Origin of the sequence: Flavobacterium sp. HSC-61S13 (assembly GCF_024171535.1) — a bacterium.
Taxonomy (GTDB): domain Bacteria; phylum Bacteroidota; class Bacteroidia; order Flavobacteriales; family Flavobacteriaceae; genus Flavobacterium.
This window is the reverse complement of sequence record NZ_JALJZV010000007.1, coordinates 52,525-69,262: the sequence shown is the minus strand read 5'-3', so window position 1 is coordinate 69,262 and position 16,738 is coordinate 52,525. Positions and strand designations below refer to the sequence as shown.

The following is a 16,738-nucleotide window of genomic DNA, read 5'->3' as shown; positions in this document are numbered from 1 at the left end:
TTTTAAGAAGGGGTTAGGTCTTTTTTTACTTTCGGTTTTCTTTGTACAAACTTCGATATAAAAATACTGATTTCATAGAGAATCAACAACGGAATAGAAACGATTATTTGACTAATAATATCCGGAGGAGTAATTACTGCTGCTATGATTAGGATTAATACAATGGCGTACTTCCGATATTCTCTTAAAAATTGCGGGGTAACCAAGTCTAGAACCGACAAGAAATAGATAATAATAGGCAATTCAAATACAAGTCCACATGCTAAAGAGGTGGTTTTGACTAAGCCGATATATGAATTCAAATCGATTTGATTTTTGACGATATTGCTGACTTCTAAATTCGCTAAGAAATTGATAGATAATGGTGTTATTACATAGTATCCAAATAATACGCCTATGAAAAAAAGCAACGACGATACAAAAATAAAAACGCGCGCATTTCTCTTTTCTTTGTTATACAGTGCTGGGCTGATAAACTTCCACAGTTCCCATAGTAAATACGGAAACGAAATAATGAATCCTGCCGTAATTGAAGTCCACAACATCACAGAAAATTGCCCCTCCATAGTTCTGTTCTGAATTTCAAACGGGAGTTCTTGGTTGCAAAAACTCTTATCTAAGTCAAAGCGTTGTGCAATATCACAAAAAAATTGATAGGTGATAAAATCACCGCGTTTTGGGCCGAAAATAATCGTGTCAAATATAAAATCGGTAAAGAAGAAGGCTACAGCTCCTCCAATTAAGATGGCAATAGAGGATCGTATTAAAAGCCATCTTAACTCTTCTAAGTGGTCGAGAAAAGACATTTGCTTTTCTTTGTTTTTTTGTCTAGTCATTATACAATTCCTTCTTTTAAAATATCGTGTAAGTGGATGATACCGACATATTTAGATTGGTCGGTAACCAATAGTTGTGTGATCGCATAATCTTCTAACATGGATAGGGCCTTTTCGACTCTTTCTTGAGTATCAATCGTTCTTGGATTGCGACTCATGATGTCTTTGGCTTGAATGTTTGACAGGTCGTTTTGAGTCTGTAGCATTCTTCTAAGATCTCCATCTGTGATGATTCCAACAATCTTTTCGTTTTCGACAACGGCAGTAACGCCTAATCTTTTCTCAGAAATTTCAACGATAACATCCTTGATGTTTGAGCTTGGGCTAACTTGTGGTTTCTCGTGTTTGCCCAACAGGTCTTTGACTAACATCAGTAGCTTTTTGCCCAATGCTCCACCCGGGTGGTATACGGCAAAATCTTCGGGTTTAAAATCTCTTAATTGCATCAAACAAACGGCTAAAGCATCTCCTAGAACCAATTGAGCTGTGGTGCTATTCATGGGCGCTAAGTTGTTTGGACACGCTTCCCTGTCTACTGTAGCGCGTAAAACAAAATGCGATTGTTTTCCCAAGAAAGAATCCGGATTTGCTGTAATTCCAATTAAAGTATTTCCAAATCGAAGTAAGTACGGAATCAGCGCTTTGATCTCAGGGCTGTTTCCGCTATTAGAAATGCAGATAATGCAATCCTGGGGTTGAATTACTCCTAAATCTCCATGAACAGCTTCTGCAGCATGCAAAAAAAGTGATGGGGTTCCAGTGGAGTTAAATGTCGCTACAATTTTTGTTCCAATTAACGCACTTTTGCCAATTCCTGTAACAACAACTCTGCCTTTGCAGTTAAAAATGGCCTCTACAGCATTCTTAAAATCGTCATTTATATAATTAGTTAAATTCGCAATACTTTGGCTTTCAGATAGTAAGGTGTCTTTTGCAGACTGGAGGATGTCTATTTTTTTGTCCAAAATCTCGGGTATTAATTTTTATTTATAGTATAAACTTTTTTTGTACCTTTAGGTTCAGCAAATTTATGTAAAATACCATTAAAAAATAATGAAATCAGACGAAATTGACTTACATAAGGAATTAAAGACTTATTTTGGATTTAATCAGTTCAAAGGTCTCCAGGAACAAGTAGTCAAAAGCATTATTACCGGTCACAACACCTTCGTGATTATGCCTACGGGCGGCGGTAAATCTTTGTGTTACCAATTGCCTGCTTTAGTGTTAGGTGGAACTGCCATTGTGGTGTCCCCACTAATTGCGTTAATGAAAAATCAGGTCGATGCTATTCGTAGTTTATCGACAGAATACGGAATCGCCCACGTATTGAATTCCTCCTTGACGAAAACGGAAATCACACAAGTAAAAGCCGATATCAAAAATGGTGTAACCAAATTGTTATATGTGGCTCCTGAGTCCTTGACCAAAGAAGAATATGTGAATTTTCTTCAAGAAGTTCCGTTGTCATTTGTCGCTATTGATGAAGCTCACTGTATTTCAGAATGGGGGCATGACTTTCGCCCTGAGTATAGAAACCTAAGAAACATCATAAGACAATTGGGGGACATTCCCATTATTGGACTTACAGCAACAGCTACACCCAAAGTTCAAGAAGATATACTAAAAAACTTGGAAATTCCCGATGCGAATGTGTTTAAAGCATCTTTCAATCGGCCGAATCTCTATTATGAAGTGCGAACTAAAACTAAAAATATCGAATCTGATATCATTCGTTTTATCAAGCAACATAAGGGCAAGTCAGGAGTAATCTATTGTTTGAGTAGAAAAAAAGTGGAGGAAATAGCCCATGTTTTGCAGGTCAATGGAATCAGTACGGTTCCTTACCATGCTGGATTAGACGCCAAAACGCGAGCCAAACATCAAGATATGTTTTTGATGGAGGATGTTGATGTGGTCGTGGCTACTATCGCCTTCGGTATGGGAATCGATAAACCCGATGTTCGATTTGTAATTCACCACGATATTCCGAAATCTCTTGAAAGTTATTATCAAGAAACTGGTAGAGCGGGTAGAGATGGAGGAGAGGGACATTGTTTGGCGTATTACTCGTATAAGGATATCGAAAAATTAGAGAAGTTCATGTCTGGCAAACCGGTTGCAGAACAAGAAATCGGTTTTGCGTTATTGCAAGAGGTGGTCGCTTACGCGGAAACGTCGATGTCTCGAAGAAAATTCTTGTTGCACTATTTTGGAGAAGAGTTTAGTGATGTAGACGGAGATGGCGCAGATATGGATGATAATGTTCGCAATCCTAAAAACAAAACAGAGGCAATGGATCAAGTGGTAACGCTGATTAAAATAGTCAGAGATACCAAACAGTTATATAAAACAAAGGAAGTTATATTTACTTTAATCGGGCGTGTAAATGCCTTGATTAAGGCGCATAGAACGGATATGCAGCCTTTTTTCGGAGTGGGATTACCTCAGGATGAAAAATACTGGACTGCTTTACTGCGACAAATTTTAGTCGCTGGATTGCTTTCGAAAGATATTGAGAGTTATGGCGTTTTGAAATTAACGGCTAAAGGATTGGCTTTTGTTGAAAAGCCAGAATCCTTTATGATGTCTGAAGATCACGAATACAGCATTGCTTTTGATGAAATTGAAATTGCTGCTTCAAAGTCCAACTATGTTGCAGACGAGGTGCTTGCTGGAATTTTAAAGGACTTGCGTAAAAAAGTTGCGAAGAAACTAGGCGTGCCACCATTTGTGGTTTTTCAAGATCCTTCTTTGGACGACATGGCTTTGAAATATCCGATTACCATTGAGGAAATGGGTAATGTTCATGGGGTTAGTGAAGGCAAGGCTAAGAAGTACGGAAAGTACTTTGTCGATGTTATATCGAAATACGTTGAGGACAATGAAATTATTCGTCCCGACGACTTGGTTGTGAAGTCAACTGGAGCCAACTCTGCATTAAAATTATTTATTATTCAAAGTGTGGATCGCAAATTGTCTTTAAATGATATTGCAGCAGCCAAGGGATTGGATATGAATACCTTGTTGAAGGAGATGGAGCAGATTGTGTATGCCGGAACAAAGTTGAATATCGACTATTGGATCGATGATGCCTTAGATGAAGACCAACAAGAAGAAATCTATGATTATTTTATGGATTCTGAAACCGATGCCTTGAAAATTGCACTAGAAGAATTTGATGGTAATTACGATACAGAGGAATTGCGATTGATGCGAATAAAATTCATTAGTAAAGAAGCTAATTAATTATAAAAAAAAACCACTTTCGAGTGGTTTTTTTATGGTTGGTACAATTCGCCTCTGTGGGGTTTTAAACGATCTCTGAGCGCAATCATTTGCTCGTCGTTAACCACTATAAAGGCTGTTGCGTGAAATTCGCTAATGATTTCGGTTCCGGTGATTTCGATAGGTAATTTTTCTATCGCAATATATTCTTTGAGGTGAATTAAGTGGTGTGAGGCGGTTTGTTGGCTGACACTACCCTTAAAATCCCAGATTAATTTGATTTGTCGACTCATGATGGATGCTTTAACGGCAAAAATACAAATACCCTTTTAAATAGGGGGGGATTTTAATTCAAAAGGGTAATTAAAATGCTAAAAAGAGCATTTGTGCGGTAGTTGGTTGCTGAAATGATGAAAGATCAAAATGCGTCTCGGGATTCGATTAAACAGTTCTTTTTTTGTATTTTTGACAAGCTATAAATTTAACATGAAAGAAGAACAAGTAATCCTAGTAAACGAAAAAGATGAGCCGCAAGGTTTGATGGGGAAAATGGAAGCGCATGAAAAAGGACTTTTGCATCGCGCATTTTCAGTTTTTATTTTAAACGATCAAAATCAATTGATGTTGCAACAACGAGCTGCTGCAAAATACCATTCTCCTTTATTATGGACGAATAGTTGTTGTAGTCATCAACGGGCTGGTGAAAACAATATAGAAGCGGGACAGCGAAGGTTGCTCGAAGAAATGGGCTTTTCGGTTTCTTTAAAAGAATTGTTTTCTTTTATTTATAAAGCTCCCTTTGACAACGGTTTGACGGAGCATGAATTAGATCATGTTATGATTGGATATTACAATGAAAATCCGTATATTAATAAAGAAGAAGTTGAAGCTTGGAAATGGATGTCCTTAGAAGAAGTTAGTAAGGATATGGTAGAAAATCCAAATTTGTATACGGCTTGGTTTAAAATTATATTCGCTAAGTTTTATCCTTTTTTAGAAGCTCAAAAAAAATAAATCACCATATCATGATAGTTACTATAAGCAGAAAAGCACATTTTAATGCAGCACATCGTTTGTATCGCAAAGAATGGTCTGATGAAAAGAATGAATTAATATTTGGAAAGTGTAATAATGTCAATTTTCACGGACATAATTATGAAGTCATTGTGCATGTGACGGGTAAAGTAGACGTTGAAACCGGTTATGTAATGGATCTCAAAATATTATCGGATCTGATTTATGAAGAGGTAGAAATGCCTTTTGATCATAAAAATCTAAATCTGGATGTAGCTGAATTTGCGGAGTTAATTCCAACGGCCGAACATATAGCTGTGGTGATCTGGGACAAGCTTCGTAGAAGAATAGATTTGGATAAGCAATTGGAGGTGGTTTTGTATGAGACACCGAGAAATTTCGTGTCTTATAAAGGAGATCAATAAAATGCTTTTACCTATTGGATAAATTAGTAACTTGCGCCTTCGTTTTTTAAACGAAACAAAACAAATAAATAAACAAAACTAAACAACTCGTTTATTTCCACTAAGTGAGTCAAAAGTATATGAGTTTTTTAAAATATCCCCTGGTTTTTGAACCCATTCTTAAAGAAAGGATTTGGGGCGGAACCAAATTAAATACATTATTAAGTAAGACGATTCATTCTGAGCATGTCGGAGAGAGTTGGGAGATATCTATGGTTCCCGGTGAAATAAGTAAAATTTCTAATGGAAATTACCAAGGTATGTCTCTTGAAAAGCTGATTGATTTATTTCCAGAAGAAGTTTTGGGAACTAAGATTTATGCGAAGTTTGGTAAACAATTTCCGTTGCTGTTTAAATTTTTAGACGCGAAAGAAGATTTGTCGATACAATTGCATCCGAACGACGATTTAGCCCAAGCGCGCCATCAGTCATTCGGTAAAACAGAGATGTGGTATGTGATGCAGGCAGATGAGGGATCTAGGGTGGTAGTCGGGTTTAACGGTCCGGTGAGTTCTGAGGATTATTTATATCATTTAGAGCACAAAACCTTACCTTCTATATTAAAGGAGATTTCCGTGAATGTGGGGGATGTCTTTTTTATCGAAACGGGTACTATTCACGCCATCGGTAAAGGGGTTTTACTTGCAGAAATTCAACAAACATCCGACATTACTTATCGAGTTTATGACTGGGATCGCGTGGATTCGACAGGTAAAGAGCGCGAATTGCATATCGATTTGGCTTTAGATGCCATAGATTATCGACCGCGACAGGTAGAGCTGTTTTATCAACGAGAACCCAATCAAGGAAATATGATTGTGGATTGTCCTTATTTTAGAGTGAATTATATTCCATTAGATGGGATTTTTGAGGCTGAAAAACAAGGAGATAGCTTTCATATATACGTGTGTACCGAAGGGGGGATGTCGGTTTTGATCGAAGAGCAACAGGCTTTTGAGTTTAAGAAAGGAGATACTTTTTTAATTCCAGCGGCTTTAAAAAACTATAAATTAGAGGGAAAGGCATCTTTGCTGGAAATATTCATATCTTAAATATGAGTATCGAATTTAAAGTTGTAACTTTGCAAACAATTATTTTTTAAAAAGTATAAGAAAATGGCAAGCGTAAAAAATTTAAAGAAAGATATTCACTATGTATTAGGTGATCTTATTCAAGCGATTTATATTCATGAAATGGCTACAGTTGGAGCGCCAACTGAGAAAACAAACGATTTGATCGAAGAAACATTACAAAAATTCGACGTTTTAATCGCTAAAGTTAACGCGAAAAAAGTAGAAGATAAAAAAGCTCATTTCAAACAAATTTATGTTGAATTGGAAGAATCTGCAGGTCAGTTAGTTGAGAAAATCAACGCACTTTAATCGCAAAAAGGCTTAAAAAAAAGAAAAAATATATTGCGAAATTCAAAATGTATTTTATCTTTGCACTCGCAAATGAGTCGCCGGTGTAGCTCAGCTGGCTAGAGCAGCTGATTTGTAATCAGCAGGTCGTGGGTTCGAGTCCCTCCATCGGCTCAAAAAGTTCTTAAAAATTAACGATTTTTGTTTTGCTTTTTAAGAAATAAAGTGATAAGTTTGCACAGCATAAAAAGAATAAGCCGCCGGTGTAGCTCAGCTGGCTAGAGCAGCTGATTTGTAATCAGCAGGTCGTGGGTTCGAGTCCCTCTATCGGCTCAGAAAACCATCTATTTTTAGGTGGTTTTTTTGTTTTTATACTGTTCGGTTTTATATAAAAGAAAACCATTTGAAGAAGGCGCTTTTAAGCGTCTTTTTTTGTTTTTATAAACCAAGGGTCTGTTTGATGGAATGCTGTTGTTAAACGCGCTTTTATGATCTGAAGAAGTGTCGTTATAGAGGTAGTAGTGCCGTTCGTTACTTGTCTATTATGCGATAAACGCAACAACTGTTTTTGGGCAGTAGTGATTTAGGCTTTTTTCTCAACATCATTTGGTATAAGGGGAAACAAAAACAGCCTAAGTATTACTTAGGCTGTTTTTGTTTAAATAGGTATGCAGTGGCGACTAGTTGTCCGTTGCTTTTTCGCCTTCCTTGCGTTCCTTGATAAATTCTTTTAATGCTTTACCGTATTTTCGATCTGCTGCACCATCTTTTAAGGAGTTTTGGATGGTGTCCAAGTATTTTATTGGACGATCATAGATTTCAGAAAGCGCTATATAAGAGGCTACGTCTGAATCCGCGTGTGTAATGGCGAAATTTACGGCATTTAAATACCTTTTACCACTGATCTTGGTTGAGAGATTTAACAAGCTGTCTTTTTGTGCTAGTTTACCTTCTTTTTCAGCATTTAGAATAGCAATCAATATTTCGTTTTGTTTGTCCGTAATTAATGCACGTGTTTTTAAATAATCTTCATAAACGTTTTGATTTTTTGAACCACTTATCTTAGCGTCTGCATAAAAATTCTTTAGTGAAGTTTCGATATGGATTTTACCGGGTTCGGCAAAAAACATCAACTGATTGTCTTGTGATGCAGTAGTTCCGCGATTTAAGGAAAGGAAAAACATTTCAGGATCTTCGATTTGAAGGGATGTTTGAAATTCGGAGTTTCCCTTGATGATGATACTGTCTAAGGTAACCATAGTCGTATCTTGGATTCTTTGAATATAAAGCGTACCTTGCTTTAGGCCTTCAACCTTTCCTGAAATGGTCAGGTTTCCAGACTGAGCTTCTTTATTACAAGAAACCAATAAGGTGGATAAGGAAAGAATAGATAGTAAAAGTATTTTTTTCATTTGCAGTTGTTATTAACCTTAAGAGTTCTTTGGCTTGTGAATTATTTAAATAGATCTAAACCAGGTAAGTCTGGCATTCCATCTTGTGCGGTTGCAGCCACTTCGGCTTCGTTAATTTTTGTTGCACGTGCAATAGCTCGATTTAGAGTTAATACCATATAATCCTCTAATTGTTCTTTGTCTTGAAGTAGGGCATCGTCAATTTGAACCGATTTGATCGTGTGATTTGCTGTGATGGTTATTTTTAAGAGTCCATCTGAACTTTGTTCGTCTACTAAAACGTGGTCTAAACGTTTTTTGGTTTCTTCAATTTTTCGTTGGGCTTCTTTCAGTTTTCCCATCATACCCATTAGGTCTCCAAACATGATATTGTTTTTTAGTGATTGTGTTTACAAATTTATTAAATTGCATTTTATAAATCGAAAAAAGTATCTCCAAAAGCAGTCTTTTAAAATAAGCAATTGTGGTACTTTTGCACGAGATTAAAAAACAAAGATATAATGAATAAAAGTATTGATGCACCTATTGCTCCAATTATTCCATTGAACTTGGAAAAACATCAGCAGCTGCGGGTAGATAATTACTATTGGATGAATCAAAGAGAAGATACTCAGGTGATTGATTATCTAAATCAAGAAAACGAATATTATCAAAAAATGACAGCTCATACGGAAGATTTGCAGAAATCTTTGTTTGACGAAATAAAAGCTAGAATAAAAGAAGATGATGCTTCTGTACCATACTTATATAATGGGTATTATTATATCACACGTTTTGAGAAAGGTCAAGATTACCCTATTTATTCAAGAAAAAAATTAACCTTGGCAGCTGAGGAAGAAATTCTATTCAATTGTAACGAATTAGCAGAAGGGCATACATATTTTAATTTAAAAGGGATTAATATTTCAGATGATAATATCTGGGCAGCTTTTGCTGTGGACACTGTTTCTAGACGGGAATATACTATTCAGTTAAAAAATTTATTGACTGGAGAAATACTCGATACAAAAATCGAAAACACTACCGGTGGATCTACCTGGGCTAATGATAACAAAACTTTGTTTTATACCCGAAAAGATGCGTTGACTTTGAGATCGGATAAAATTTTTAAACACAAATTGGGTACGCCGAATTCCGAAGATGTATTGGTGTACTTTGAAGAGGATAATACGTTTTCAATAGGAGTTTATAAAGAAAAATCCAAAAAATATATTGTTATAGAGTCTGAGAGTACGTTAACTTCGGAGTTTCAAATTCTTAAGGCAGATGAGCCAGATGGCTCGTTTAAGGTTTTTCAAGAGCGTGAAAGGGGATTGGAATATTCCATTGCTCATTATGGTGAGCGTTTTTATGTTTTAACGAATAAGGATGATGCGGAGAATTTTAAATTGATGATTACTCCAGAATTCGAAACGCAACAATCGCATTGGGTGGAATTAATTCCGCATAGAGATGACGTTTTGTTAGAAGGAATTGATATATTTAAAGATTATTTAGTGATTTCTGAACGTTCGGATGGGTTGTCTAAAATAAAGATTCAACCTTGGTCAGCGTCAGAACCTGCGTATTATTTACCCTTTGAAAGTGAAACTTATACGGCTTATACGGGGACGAATATTGATTTTGATACTGAAATCTTACGTTATGGATATCAATCTCTAGCGACACCGATTTCTGTGATTGATTTTAATATGCGTACGAAAGAAAAAGAAGTTAAGAAGGAACAAGAGGTTCTGGGTGGGCTATTTGACAAAGAAAATTATATTGAAAAAAGGGTATGGGCACCTGCAGCAGATGGAACGCTAATTCCGATTTCAATGGTTTATAGAAAGGGAATTGAGCAAAATAGTAGCAATCCGCTATTGTTATACGGTTACGGATCCTACGGTACAATGATAGAGCCTTATTTCTCATCGATACGCTTGAGTTTATTGGATAGAGGTTTTGTTTATGCTATTGCGCATGTTCGAGGTGGAGAAGATTTGGGTAGAGCGTGGTATGATGATGGAAAACTGTTGACCAAGATCAATACCTTTACAGACTTCATCGATTGTTCGAAGTTTTTAATTGACCAAAATTATACAGCACCGAAACATTTATATGCAGAAGGGGGCTCGGCAGGAGGTTTATTAATGGGAGCCATCATAAATATGGCGCCACAGTTATACAACGGAATTATTGCTCAGGTACCTTTTGTAGATGTAGTGACTACGATGTTAGACGACTCCATACCGTTGACCACTGGGGAATATGATGAATGGGGTAATCCCAATGAAAAGGAATATTACGACTATATGATGCAGTATTCTCCCTACGATAATGTGCGCGTTCAAGACTATCCAAATATGTATGTTTCAACAGGGTTTCATGATTCGCAGGTACAGTATTGGGAACCAGCTAAATGGGTAGCAAAATTGCGCGTCCTAAAAACGGATCAGAATTTATTGCTTTTGGATACCAATATGGAAGCCGGACACGGAGGAGCTTCTGGTCGATTTGAAGCGATCAAAGAAGTCGCTAAAGAATATGCTTTTTTATTAGATTTAGAAGGAATCAAAAAGTAGTTCGGTTTTTTTTATTAAATTTGCAATGTTTTAAAGGTCAATAATTAAACCAAGTTAGGAGCCTTAATTAAAATAATACTTATGAAAGAAGAGATAAAAGCCTGTGATAATCTATTAGAGCTAATAGGAAACACTCCTTTAGTTAAGTTAAATAGAATTAGTACAGGATTAAAAGGTAATTTTTATGCTAAAGTTGAAGCTTTTAATCCAGGGCACTCCACCAAAGATAGAATTGCGCTTCATATTATTGAAGAAGCAGAGAGAAAAGGAATATTAAAACCGGGAGATACCATCATCGAAACCACTTCGGGAAATACAGGGTTTAGTATTGCAATGGTGAGCATTATTAAAGGATATGAGTGTGTTTTAGCAGTTACCTCCAAATCTTCTGCAGATAAAATAGACATGCTGAGAGCTATGGGAGCTAAGGTATATGTTTGCCCAGCCCATGTTGCAGCTGACGATCCGAGATCGTACTACTGTGTAGCCAAGCGCTTGCATGAAGAAACTAAAGGATCGGTTTACATCAATCAATATTTCAACGATTTAAACGTTGAAGCACATTACAAAACGACCGGACCTGAAATTTGGGAGCAAACCAACGGTTTAATTACGCATTTAGTAGCTTGCTCAGGTACTGGTGGAACTATTTCCGGTACGGCTAAATTCTTAAAAGAGCAAAATCCTAATATCAGAATTTTGGGTGTGGATGCTTTCGGGTCCGTATTAAAAAAATACCATGAGACAAAGGAGTTAGATCCAAAAGAGATTTATCCATATAGAATTGAGGGATTGGGAAAAAATTTAATTCCTACAGCAACTGATTTTGAGGTGATCGATAAATTTATCAAAGTTTCAGATGAAGACAGTGCGCATACTGCAAGAGAGTTAGCTAAAACCGAAGGTCTATTTGTAGGTTACACTTCTGGTGCTGCTTTTCAAGCGGTAAAACAATTCGCAGAAGAAGGTGAATTTGACGAAAACAGTAATGTTATTCTAATTTTTCCTGATCATGGATCGCGATATATGAGTAAAGTTTATAGTGACGAATGGATGACTGAGCAAGGGTTTTTCGATAATGTTAATAGAGAAGAAGCACTTAAGATCGAGTATATCAAATAATCGCAAAAAGATATAAAAAGTAAAAAAGAGGAAACATTTTGTTTCCTCTTTTTTTATTTTATGGTTTTTTGTAACAAAAAAAATAAAAGGCTACTAATTATTAAAGGATCTTTTATAAAAGATAGTAATTGTGTAAAATCTTTGTACTAATCCTTAGTAACGCGTCACAACCAACCTATAAATATGAAACTCAAAATAGAAAATCTTAGTAAAACTTATAAAAACGGTGTCAAAGCATTAGATAACCTTAATTTAGAAATCGGAACTGGGATGTTTGGCCTTTTAGGACCAAATGGCGCAGGAAAGTCTTCGTTGATGCGTACCATCGCCACTTTACAAAAGCCGGATTCCGGCAGTATTGAATTCGATGGAATTGATGTGCTTCAAGATCAAGATGCCTTGAGGAAGGTTTTGGGTTATTTACCGCAAGATTTTGGAGTTTATCCCAATATGTCGGCCGAGAGCTTACTCGATTATTTTGCTCGCTTAAAAGGGATTGGAAATGCTCAGGAGCGCAAAGCTATAGTATCCAAGGTTTTGGAAATAACGAATTTAGAGGAAGCGCGCTACAAAAGCGTTAGTGGGTATTCTGGTGGAATGAAACAACGTTTCGGAATAGCTCAGTTATTGCTTAACGATCCAAAATTGATTATTGTAGATGAACCAACTGCAGGACTTGACCCAGCTGAGCGTCACCGATTTTTAAATGTATTGCGTGAAATCGGTACCAACCATGTGGTGATCTTTTCTACGCATATCGTCGATGATGTCAATGAATTGTGTCATGAAATGGCGATTCTAAACGGCGGAAAGATTCTACAAAGAAGCACTCCTAAACAGGCGGAAGCTCAATTGGAAGGAAAAATTTGGAGCAAGGTAATTGAACGGGAAGAACTCGAAGCCGCCGAAGCAAAGTATCAGGTTTTATCCTCTAAATATAACCAAGAAAATAAATTAACGGTCAGAATTTGTAGTTCAGAACAACCGGATAGCAGTTTTGAAGCTGCAAAACCGCAACTGGAGGATGTTTATTTTGTTGCACTTAAAAAAGATTAATCCATGTTTGCTACTATATTTTCTTTTGAGTTTAAAAGATGGCTTAAAAACCCGATGTTCTATGTTTATGGACTCTGCTTTTTTTTAATAGGTTTTTTAGTCATGGCTAGTTCCATTGGTGTATTTGATAGTGTTTCCGTTACGGTTGCATCAAATGCTTATTCCAATTCTCCGTTGGCTTTAAGTGCAATTATAAATGGATTAACCATACTGACCTATTTTTTGTTACCGACTATAGTTGGGGCGTCTGTTTATAGAGATTTTAAATATCAGGTTCACAACATCCTATTTTCCTACCCGTTTTCAAAACCGGCCTACTTATTTGGAAAGTTTTTGAGTTCTTTAGTGATTACCATTCTGGTTGCATTGAGTATTGGTTTGGGGATTTTTGTCGCTACACTTTTACCTTTTGCAAATCAACAACTATTGGGTCCATTTAATTTAATGGCCTATATACAGCCATTTGTATTGTTGGTAATACCCAATTTAATGTTTATTGGAGCCATTGTTTTTGCGATTGTTACCTTGACTAGAAACGTATATGTTGGTTTTATTTCCATTATATTCTTATTGGTGATTCAAGGGGTTTTAAGTACTCTTACAGCAGATATGGACAATCAGTATCTCGCAGCACTACTAGATCCATTTGGAGACGAAGCCTTGCATTATTATACTAAATATTGGACGGTGGCCGAACAAAATGTGAAGAGTATACCTTTTGAAGGGGCCATGATATACAACCGTTTAATTTGGTTTGGTATCGCCGTATTGATTTTGATTTTTTTATATCTAAAATTTGAATTTACCCAACAGGGAATCAGTTTTGAAAGAAAGAAAAAAGGACAAAGGTTGACTAAGAATAATTTTGGTAGCATCACCAAAATTGAATTGCCTAAAGTACATTATAACTTTAGTTGGACTCAAAATTTAAAAAATGCTTGGAGCTTCTCTAATCTCGAGTTTAAGTTTATAGTAAAAAACTGGGTCTTTATTAGTGTCTTGTTTGTTGGATTGACTTTTATGTTGATTTCTTCGATTTCGATGGGGCAAATTTTCGGGACCAATACCTATCCTGTGACATGGAAAGTATTGATGATTCAAGGAGACACCTTTGGTTTTTTTATCTTGTTTTTAACTTTTTTATTTGCGGGACTGTTGGTGCAAAGAGGTCCTTTGTCTAAAATGAATTTGTTGATTGATGTCACGCCAGTACCGAATTGGGTTATGCTGTTTTCGAAACTGATAGCTTTGATAAAGATGCAAATGGTATTGGTGCTGGTCGTTGTGATTTCGGGTATTGCTATACAAGCCTACCACGGTTATTACAAATTTGAGTTGGCACATTATTTCTTTGAATTGTATGGAATCAATTTAGTGCGTTATGCTATTTGGGCAGTTAGCGCGTTATTGGTACAGACACTTTTTAAAAATTATCTATTGGGTTTCTTTACCTTATTGGCTTTGTTAATTGGTATTCCGTTTTTGTCCAAAATAGGTGTAGAACAAGATATTTTTTATTTAAACAGAGCTTCTTTTTACAGTTATTCTGATATGAATGGATACGGTGCTAAATTGAGTAGGTATTATATTTACGCCTTGTATTGGGCAATATTGGCCATGGTGTTTTTTGGAGTATCCTTATTGTTTTGGAGACGAGGATTACCAGCTTCGATGAAGGAGCGTTTCTTTTGGGGTAAAAAAAGAGCGCAAGCTATTGTGTTGATTCCGATGTTATTAGCTTTAGTGGTTTTTATTACTATCGGAAGTGTGATTTACTATGAAGATACCGTTAAAAATGTATATGTATCTTCACAAGAAGGAGAAAAACAAAGTGCCGAATGGGAAAAGAAATACAAAAAATACGAACATCAGGCACAACCTCGTATTACCGATGTAAAAATCGATATGGACTTGTTTCCCGAAACACGTGATTTCAAAGTTCAGGGTACATATACCTTGGTCAATAAAACGGCAAAGATTATCGACTCTTTGTTGATTAATTATAATGATTATCCGTTAAGTTTAGAATTTGGAACACCGACAGTGCTTTTGTCAAAAGACACCGTATTTCATTTCGATATTTATCAATTGAAAAAACCGTTGGGTCCTGGCGATTCTATGGTGGTGAAATTTACGCTGCAAAACAAGCCCAATACTTTGTTGACAGCTCATTCTCCGGTTTTAGAAAATGGAACCTTTATCAATAATAGTATTTTTCCGAGTTTGGGATATAGTGATGCCGGTGAATTGGAAGACAATGAAGTGCGGAAAAAATATGGCTTAGGCCCCAAAGACCGTATGGCCTTGCAGACGGATTTAGTAGCCAGACAGAATACCTATATCTCGTCTGATTCCGATTGGATTCAGTTTGAAACTACGGTGAGTACAAGCCCTGATCAAATTGCGATTGCTCCAGGATACTTGCAAAAGGAATGGACTGCAAACGGACGTCGTTACTTCCATTATAAGATGGATCAAAAGATGTTGAATTTTTACGCTTTTAATTCAGCGCGTTTTGAGGTTGTAAAAGACCGCTGGAACGATGTAAATATTGAGATTTATTACCACAAGGGGCACGAGTATAATTTGGATCGCATGATCGAGGCTACGAAAAAATCCTTGACCTATTATTCTGATAATTACAGTCCCTATCAGCATAAACAAGTTCGAATTATTGAATTTCCAAACAGTATGGGAACCTTTGCGCAATCTTTTGCCAATACCATTCCGTTTTCTGAGGCCATTGGTTTTATTGCTAAAATTGACGAAAATGACGAAGATGCAGTTGACTATCCGTTTAGCGTTGTCGCTCATGAAGTGGCGCATCAATGGTGGGCACATCAAGTGATTGGTGCCAATGTTCAAGGGGCAACATTATTGTCGGAAAGTTTGTCAGAGTACAGTGCGTTAAAAGTATTGGAACACGAATATGGTAAACCGCAAATGCGTAAATTTTTAAAAGACGCTTTGGATAGTTATTTAAGTGGACGCGGTAGGGAGCGTAAAAAAGAACAACCGTTAATGTATAATGAAAACCAACAATATATTCATTACAACAAAGGGTCTTTGGTTTTATATGCTTTAAGCGATTACATCGGTGAGAAGAACATGAATGATGCTTTAAAGAAATATGTTCAAAAAGTGGCTTTTCAAGAGCCGCCATATACGATTGCATCGGAATTGGTCGATAACTTAAATCAAGCTACGCCAGATTCTTTAAAGTATTTGATTCCCGATATGTTTGAAACCATTACATTATATGATAATAAGGTGGTTAAAGTTTCTAGTGAGCCATTAAAAAATGGGAAGTTCGAAGTGACTTTTGAAGTACAGGTCGCCAAATACCGTTCTGATGATCAAGGTACGCGAATTTTTAAAGATGCAAGAGGGAAAACACTTAGCTTGAAAACGAGTAAAGATGAAAGTATATATTCTTTACCCTTACAAGATTATATTGAAATTGGTGTTTTTGCACAAGATGAGAAGACCAAAAAAGAAAAGGTTTTGTATTTAGAGAAAAGAAAGATCAATCAAATCGACAATAAATTTACCATAGTAGTCGATTCAAAACCGTCAGAAGTCGGGGTTGATCCGTATAATAAACTGATTGATACCAAGTCAAGCGATAACCGAATGAAAATTTAAACCGGATTAATTTTGGTTTAAAGCTAACTGCATCTG

General features: G+C 36.4%; 14 protein-coding genes and 2 tRNA genes. 11 read left to right on the top strand and 5 right to left on the bottom strand.

Going from position 1 to position 16,738, the window contains the following annotated elements; translation table 11 throughout:
• Positions 1-2: 2 nt before the first annotated feature.
• Together tatC and L1275_RS08630 are read right to left on the bottom strand one after the other, a co-directional pair.
• A complete protein-coding gene (tatC, locus tag L1275_RS08635; protein ID WP_253471850.1) occupies positions 3-836 on the bottom strand; it encodes a twin-arginine translocase subunit TatC in 834 nt (277 codons plus the stop codon).
• Positions 836-1,801 carry an SIS domain-containing protein gene (locus L1275_RS08630; RefSeq protein WP_253471848.1) on the bottom strand — a complete coding sequence of 322 codons (966 nt, stop codon included), beginning with the start codon at positions 1,799-1,801 and terminating at the stop codon, positions 836-838. The genes tatC and L1275_RS08630 overlap by 1 nt, the downstream gene beginning before the upstream one ends.
• Positions 1,802-1,889: 88 nt before the next feature.
• Between L1275_RS08630 and L1275_RS08625 the strand changes: the two genes are divergently transcribed.
• Positions 1,890-4,085, top strand: coding sequence for an ATP-dependent DNA helicase RecQ (locus L1275_RS08625; RefSeq protein ID WP_253471845.1), 2,196 nt, complete (start codon positions 1,890-1,892; stop codon positions 4,083-4,085).
• A 32-nt stretch (positions 4,086-4,117) separates the two neighbouring features.
• Here the strand turns inward: L1275_RS08625 and L1275_RS08620 are convergent, their stop codons facing one another.
• The gene (locus tag L1275_RS08620; protein ID WP_253471843.1) at positions 4,118-4,357 is read right to left on the bottom strand and encodes a hypothetical protein; all 240 of its coding nucleotides are present in this window, start codon (positions 4,355-4,357) and stop codon (positions 4,118-4,120) included.
• 193 nt (positions 4,358-4,550) lie between these two features.
• Between L1275_RS08620 and idi the strand changes: the two genes are divergently transcribed.
• The 6 genes from idi to L1275_RS08590 all read left to right on the top strand — a co-directional run bounded on the left by idi (position 4,551) and on the right by L1275_RS08590 (position 7,236).
• Positions 4,551-5,078, top strand: a complete 528-nt coding sequence (gene idi, locus L1275_RS08615; protein WP_253471841.1) for an isopentenyl-diphosphate Delta-isomerase — start codon at positions 4,551-4,553, stop codon at positions 5,076-5,078.
• A gap of 11 nt (positions 5,079-5,089) precedes the next feature.
• Positions 5,090-5,503 carry a 6-carboxytetrahydropterin synthase gene (locus L1275_RS08610; RefSeq protein WP_253471839.1) on the top strand — a complete coding sequence of 138 codons (414 nt, stop codon included), beginning with the start codon at positions 5,090-5,092 and terminating at the stop codon, positions 5,501-5,503.
• 119 nt (positions 5,504-5,622) lie between these two features.
• Complete coding sequence (locus tag L1275_RS08605) at positions 5,623-6,594, top strand: type I phosphomannose isomerase catalytic subunit (protein ID WP_253471837.1); 972 nt, start codon at positions 5,623-5,625, stop codon at positions 6,592-6,594.
• Between the two features lie 63 nt (positions 6,595-6,657).
• A complete protein-coding gene (locus L1275_RS08600) occupies positions 6,658-6,924 on the top strand; it encodes a hypothetical protein (RefSeq protein ID WP_219293208.1) in 267 nt (88 codons plus the stop codon).
• A 79-nt stretch (positions 6,925-7,003) separates the two neighbouring features.
• Positions 7,004-7,077: transfer RNA gene (locus L1275_RS08595), tRNA-Thr, on the top strand.
• A gap of 85 nt (positions 7,078-7,162) precedes the next feature.
• Positions 7,163-7,236: transfer RNA gene (locus L1275_RS08590), tRNA-Thr, on the top strand.
• A gap of 347 nt (positions 7,237-7,583) precedes the next feature.
• Here L1275_RS08590 and L1275_RS08585 read toward each other — a convergent pair.
• A complete protein-coding gene (locus L1275_RS08585; RefSeq protein ID WP_253471835.1) occupies positions 7,584-8,315 on the bottom strand; it encodes a DUF4369 domain-containing protein in 732 nt (243 codons plus the stop codon).
• Between the two features lie 41 nt (positions 8,316-8,356).
• The gene (locus L1275_RS08580; RefSeq protein WP_253471833.1) at positions 8,357-8,680 is read right to left on the bottom strand and encodes a YbaB/EbfC family nucleoid-associated protein; all 324 of its coding nucleotides are present in this window, start codon (positions 8,678-8,680) and stop codon (positions 8,357-8,359) included.
• 135 nt (positions 8,681-8,815) lie between these two features.
• Here L1275_RS08580 and L1275_RS08575 point away from each other — a divergent pair, with 135 nt between their 5' ends.
• The 4 genes from L1275_RS08575 to L1275_RS08560 all read left to right on the top strand — a co-directional run bounded on the left by L1275_RS08575 (position 8,816) and on the right by L1275_RS08560 (position 16,702).
• The gene (locus L1275_RS08575; protein ID WP_253471831.1) at positions 8,816-10,879 is read left to right on the top strand and encodes a S9 family peptidase; all 2,064 of its coding nucleotides are present in this window, start codon (positions 8,816-8,818) and stop codon (positions 10,877-10,879) included.
• Between the two features lie 81 nt (positions 10,880-10,960).
• Positions 10,961-12,001, top strand: coding sequence for a PLP-dependent cysteine synthase family protein (locus tag L1275_RS08570; protein ID WP_253471829.1), 1,041 nt, complete (start codon positions 10,961-10,963; stop codon positions 11,999-12,001).
• A 183-nt stretch (positions 12,002-12,184) separates the two neighbouring features.
• Entirely contained in the window at positions 12,185-13,057 is an 873-nt protein-coding gene (locus L1275_RS08565; RefSeq protein WP_253471827.1) for an ABC transporter ATP-binding protein, read from the top strand.
• 3 nt (positions 13,058-13,060) lie between these two features.
• On the top strand, positions 13,061-16,702 hold the full coding sequence (locus tag L1275_RS08560; protein ID WP_253471825.1) for a M1 family aminopeptidase: 3,642 nt from the start codon (positions 13,061-13,063) through the stop codon (positions 16,700-16,702).
• Positions 16,703-16,738 lie beyond the last annotated feature (36 nt).

Coding starts and splice junctions, on each gene's coding strand:
- tatC (WP_253471850.1), bottom strand. CDS start 836: ATGACTAGACAAAAAAACAAAGAAAAGCAAATGTCTTTTCTCGACCAC.
- idi (WP_253471841.1), top strand. CDS start 4,551: ATGAAAGAAGAACAAGTAATCCTAGTAAACGAAAAAGATGAGCCGCAA.
- L1275_RS08580 (WP_253471833.1), bottom strand. CDS start 8,680: ATGTTTGGAGACCTAATGGGTATGATGGGAAAACTGAAAGAAGCCCAA.
- L1275_RS08605 (WP_253471837.1), top strand. CDS start 5,623: ATGAGTTTTTTAAAATATCCCCTGGTTTTTGAACCCATTCTTAAAGAA.
- L1275_RS08575 (WP_253471831.1), top strand. CDS start 8,816: ATGAATAAAAGTATTGATGCACCTATTGCTCCAATTATTCCATTGAAC.
- L1275_RS08620 (WP_253471843.1), bottom strand. CDS start 4,357: ATGAGTCGACAAATCAAATTAATCTGGGATTTTAAGGGTAGTGTCAGC.
- L1275_RS08600 (WP_219293208.1), top strand. CDS start 6,658: ATGGCAAGCGTAAAAAATTTAAAGAAAGATATTCACTATGTATTAGGT.
- L1275_RS08625 (WP_253471845.1), top strand. CDS start 1,890: ATGAAATCAGACGAAATTGACTTACATAAGGAATTAAAGACTTATTTT.
- L1275_RS08585 (WP_253471835.1), bottom strand. CDS start 8,315: ATGAAAAAAATACTTTTACTATCTATTCTTTCCTTATCCACCTTATTG.
- L1275_RS08565 (WP_253471827.1), top strand. CDS start 12,185: ATGAAACTCAAAATAGAAAATCTTAGTAAAACTTATAAAAACGGTGTC.
- L1275_RS08570 (WP_253471829.1), top strand. CDS start 10,961: ATGAAAGAAGAGATAAAAGCCTGTGATAATCTATTAGAGCTAATAGGA.
- L1275_RS08560 (WP_253471825.1), top strand. CDS start 13,061: ATGTTTGCTACTATATTTTCTTTTGAGTTTAAAAGATGGCTTAAAAAC.
- L1275_RS08610 (WP_253471839.1), top strand. CDS start 5,090: ATGATAGTTACTATAAGCAGAAAAGCACATTTTAATGCAGCACATCGT.